The organism is Pseudomonas fuscovaginae SE-1, from assembly GCF_000364705.1.
Classification (GTDB): Bacteria; Pseudomonadota; Gammaproteobacteria; order Pseudomonadales; family Pseudomonadaceae; genus Aquipseudomonas; species Aquipseudomonas fuscovaginae_A.
Map to the genome: position 1 here is coordinate 1 of NZ_AQOH01000238.1, position 3,091 is coordinate 3,091.

At 48.1% G+C, this 3,091-nt stretch carries 4 protein-coding genes and 1 pseudogene; 3 read left to right on the forward strand and 2 right to left on the reverse strand.

Going from position 1 to position 3,091, the window contains the following annotated elements; all coding sequences use genetic code 11:
* Nucleotides 1–399 (forward strand): hypothetical protein (locus K675_RS31110; RefSeq protein WP_157383964.1); only part of this gene is annotated, 399 nt, incomplete at its 5' end.
* A gap of 15 nt (nucleotides 400–414) precedes the next feature.
* Here the strand turns inward: K675_RS31110 and K675_RS0120280 are convergent.
* Nucleotides 415–738 (reverse strand): hypothetical protein, encoded by a 324-nt coding sequence (locus tag K675_RS0120280; RefSeq protein WP_017905307.1) that lies wholly within the window; start codon nucleotides 736–738, stop codon nucleotides 415–417.
* Complete coding sequence (locus tag K675_RS0120285; RefSeq protein WP_017905308.1) at nucleotides 738–1,178, reverse strand: hypothetical protein; 441 nt, start codon at nucleotides 1,176–1,178, stop codon at nucleotides 738–740. Before K675_RS0120285 ends, K675_RS0120280 begins: the two co-directional genes overlap by 1 nt.
* A 209-nt stretch (nucleotides 1,179–1,387) precedes the next feature.
* On the opposite strand from K675_RS0120285, the gene K675_RS0120290 reads away from it, so the two are divergent.
* Both K675_RS0120290 and K675_RS31115 read left to right on the forward strand, forming a co-directional pair.
* Entirely contained in the window at nucleotides 1,388–1,795 is a 408-nt protein-coding gene (locus K675_RS0120290; protein ID WP_017905309.1) for a phage pre-tape measure protein, read from the forward strand.
* A 308-nt stretch (nucleotides 1,796–2,103) separates the two neighbouring features.
* Nucleotides 2,104–3,091 (forward strand): annotated as a pseudogene (locus tag K675_RS31115) (hypothetical protein); the annotation flags it as partial.

Here is a 3,091-nt window from a genome sequence, read left to right on the forward strand (position 1 = left end):
TTGGAGCGTGACGTCAATACTAAGATAATCGGCGATCTAATTATTCACGATGATCGCATTAATTCAACCATAGAGTTTTTCGACCACTTTAGCCGTCTTTGCATTGAGAAAAAATGGAACAACGGCAGTGATTTATATCAGTATGCGACCGCAAATAACTATAGAAAAAACGCTCAAGAGCGACTGAAGTACGCCACGATGCTCCATGATATTCTTACCAAAATTGAGAATATCAAAGGAATCGTGCCTCAGCTGCGAGCCGCTGGGGAAATCGATGAGTCCTTAGTCAAACTTGGGGACGGTTTTGTAAAGTCACCACTTTCAATAATCCGAATAAATTCTAATCCCCATGCAATTGCAATAGGCAATGAGAACCACGATACGGGGCCGGACTCCTAATCCGGCTTATCCACATCAGTGGTTGTACTTAAACCACACCTGGCGGCACGCCGCTGTACGCCAGGACGGCTTGTAGTGCCCGATGTTACTGACGTCTCTTTGCAGGCACTCCAAGGCATTGATGACGAAGCCTTCGATACATCCCTGGTCAGCGAGCTCATCCAGCAGGTTCTGTTCGATAAAGTCAGCCAGGTCGTCAATGGCTTTGCGCTCGATCGCAGGGCTGTTCCTGGTCTCCATCATCCCCTTGAAGAGAGCGCCAAACTCTTCGTAGCTGGTGGTTGTGCCGAAGTTCAATGTCTTGGGCGGTTCCGGCAGATCGGTTCTTGGATCAAACATCACTTAGACTCCTCATCAGTTACGAAGAAATTATCTCGGCAGGTTTGCTCAAAGAATTCGGAGTCAGCGGAGTCATCCAGAACATGCTGTTGCTCGATCAGCTCCCTTGCCTCACTCATGAAGTCTTTGAGGTTGTCGGCGCGAGTGTTCAAGCTGGCAGTAAACACGATGTCTTTGATCTCTTGTCGAGATGCGGCCAGGCTGTATGACCCTGAAGCTTCCGGATCAACCATTCCCTCAGCAATCTTGTCCGCGACTGCGATAATCAAAGGCTTCAAGCGCTCAGCTTCTTCCTCATCACTCGAAAGACCAAATTTTTCCAGGACTTCAGTGATCGCAGCTTCGCGCCATTCTTCAATCGTCGCATAACGAACGAATGTCGTGTCTTTGTACTGCTGCAGTTTTTCGTTAACGTCTTTGCAGTCATCGTTGCTGAACATGGCTCATCTCTCTCTTTTGTGTTGTGTGTTGCTACAGTTTCAATATTACAGGTGAGTACCACGCCGCACCAGTAGACATCGAAGAGAGTTGAGGTATACAGCAAAAATATATCTACCTCTGTTTTGTTTGTTGTCAAACTGGATTGGGCCCCTGTGGTGGTGTGGGCCGGGTATAATGAAGAAAAGCCAAATAACAAAAAGAAGAAAGCATGGCACTCTCAGATCTCGTCATTCCGTCCAGGAAAATCACCCTACATCAGTCGTCAGAAGATATGCCGGAGGTCACGATTGATGTGTTCGGCCTCACCACATCTGATTTTGTATACCTGGTAGACGGATACCGCACTCAGCTGGCAGCTATCTTCCTGCGTAATGCAAAAGAGTCACTGTCAAACCCCGAGACTTCAAGCGAGATTTTGCAAAGCTTTCCGGACTTTGCTGCTGCCTGTATCGCCTGCGGCTCAAAACAAAGGGAGGCTGAAGAGTACGTGCGCAACCTCCCTTTCCCTGTTGGTCTGGAACTGCTGTCTGCCGTGTTCGAGCTGACATTCCCGCAAGGTCTAAAAAAAAGCCTGGCAAAGATCGCTCCGACAATCTTAGCGCTGCTGAAAAAGTAAAGCAGTTCGAGGCAAATCGTAGGCGACAGGACTCGACCGAAGAACAAGATCCAGATCAGTTTGCCCTGGTACTTATTGACTGCTGTGAACTGCTGATTGCGAACGGTCACGGGTATTCGAACCCATACGAATACTCAATCAAAAAGCTACTTCACCTGACCACTGTTCATAAAGAGCGCCTACGCGAACAGCTGGTGACAAAGATCATCGCCGATCACATGTCCAGGATTGCCATAGCGACTGGAGATGGCAAAGACTTCAAAGCGCTTATAGACCAACTTAGCCAACAATCATAAGAAGAATAAAGCATGGCTGGAAGTACCATTATCCAACTCGTTCTGAGAGCACGGGACGAAGCGTCTGGCATCCTAAATAAGGCAGCTGCTGGCCTCACTGCCGCCTTTGCTGCTTTCAAGGGCGCTGAAGTAATAAGCGAAGCAGTTGACGAAATGGGCAAGTTGAACCAAGCGGCCCAGTTCCTTAACATGAATATGGAAGACCTGACGGCAGCTCAATATGCGGCCTTCAAGGGTGCCAGGGTCAATGCTGAGCAGCTCCAGGATGCATTGACCGAAGTCTCTATTAAAGTGAAAGAATTCTCATCGATCAATAGCGGGGGCGCGATCGATTTCTTTCAAATTATGAAAGCCGATGCCAAGGAGTTTGCAAAGCTCAGCCCCCTGGATCAGATGCTTAAAATTGCGGACGTGATGAAGGATATGTCTGCTGATGATAAGCGAACGTTTCTTGATCAAATCGGCAGTGACAATCTCAGGAACCTGCTCCCCATCCTGAAAAATGGCTCGGCTGAATTTAAGCAATTGATGACCAATGCCAAGCAGGCCGGCCTCACCCTGAGCGACCTTGACGCCGTAAACGTGGACGGTCTTCAAAAATCGCTTGTAGATCTCAATGCCACTGTTGGTGTCGAGTTCAAAAAAGCCATTTCGGGGGTTGCTCCAGAAGTCCAGGCATTTGTTGAGCTGCTAACCAACGGTTTTGAAACTGCCAGGGATGCGGCCAAAGACGCTGGGGCAGGTACGTCCAAGTCTTTTGAAAAAGTGTATCCAGTACTGTCAAACATATTAAAACTGGCAGGGATGGTAACTGATGGATTCAAGGTTGTTTACCTAGGCATCAAAAGCACCGTTTACAGTATCGCGGCTGAATTTACGGACGTCTGGGAAAACATGGGCAAAGATGCCTATAACAGTTTCACGGATGTATTGGAAACCGCCCAAAACATTATGGGCAAGTTCCAGAAATGGCTGAGCAGCTTCATTGGCGGGGTTGTTA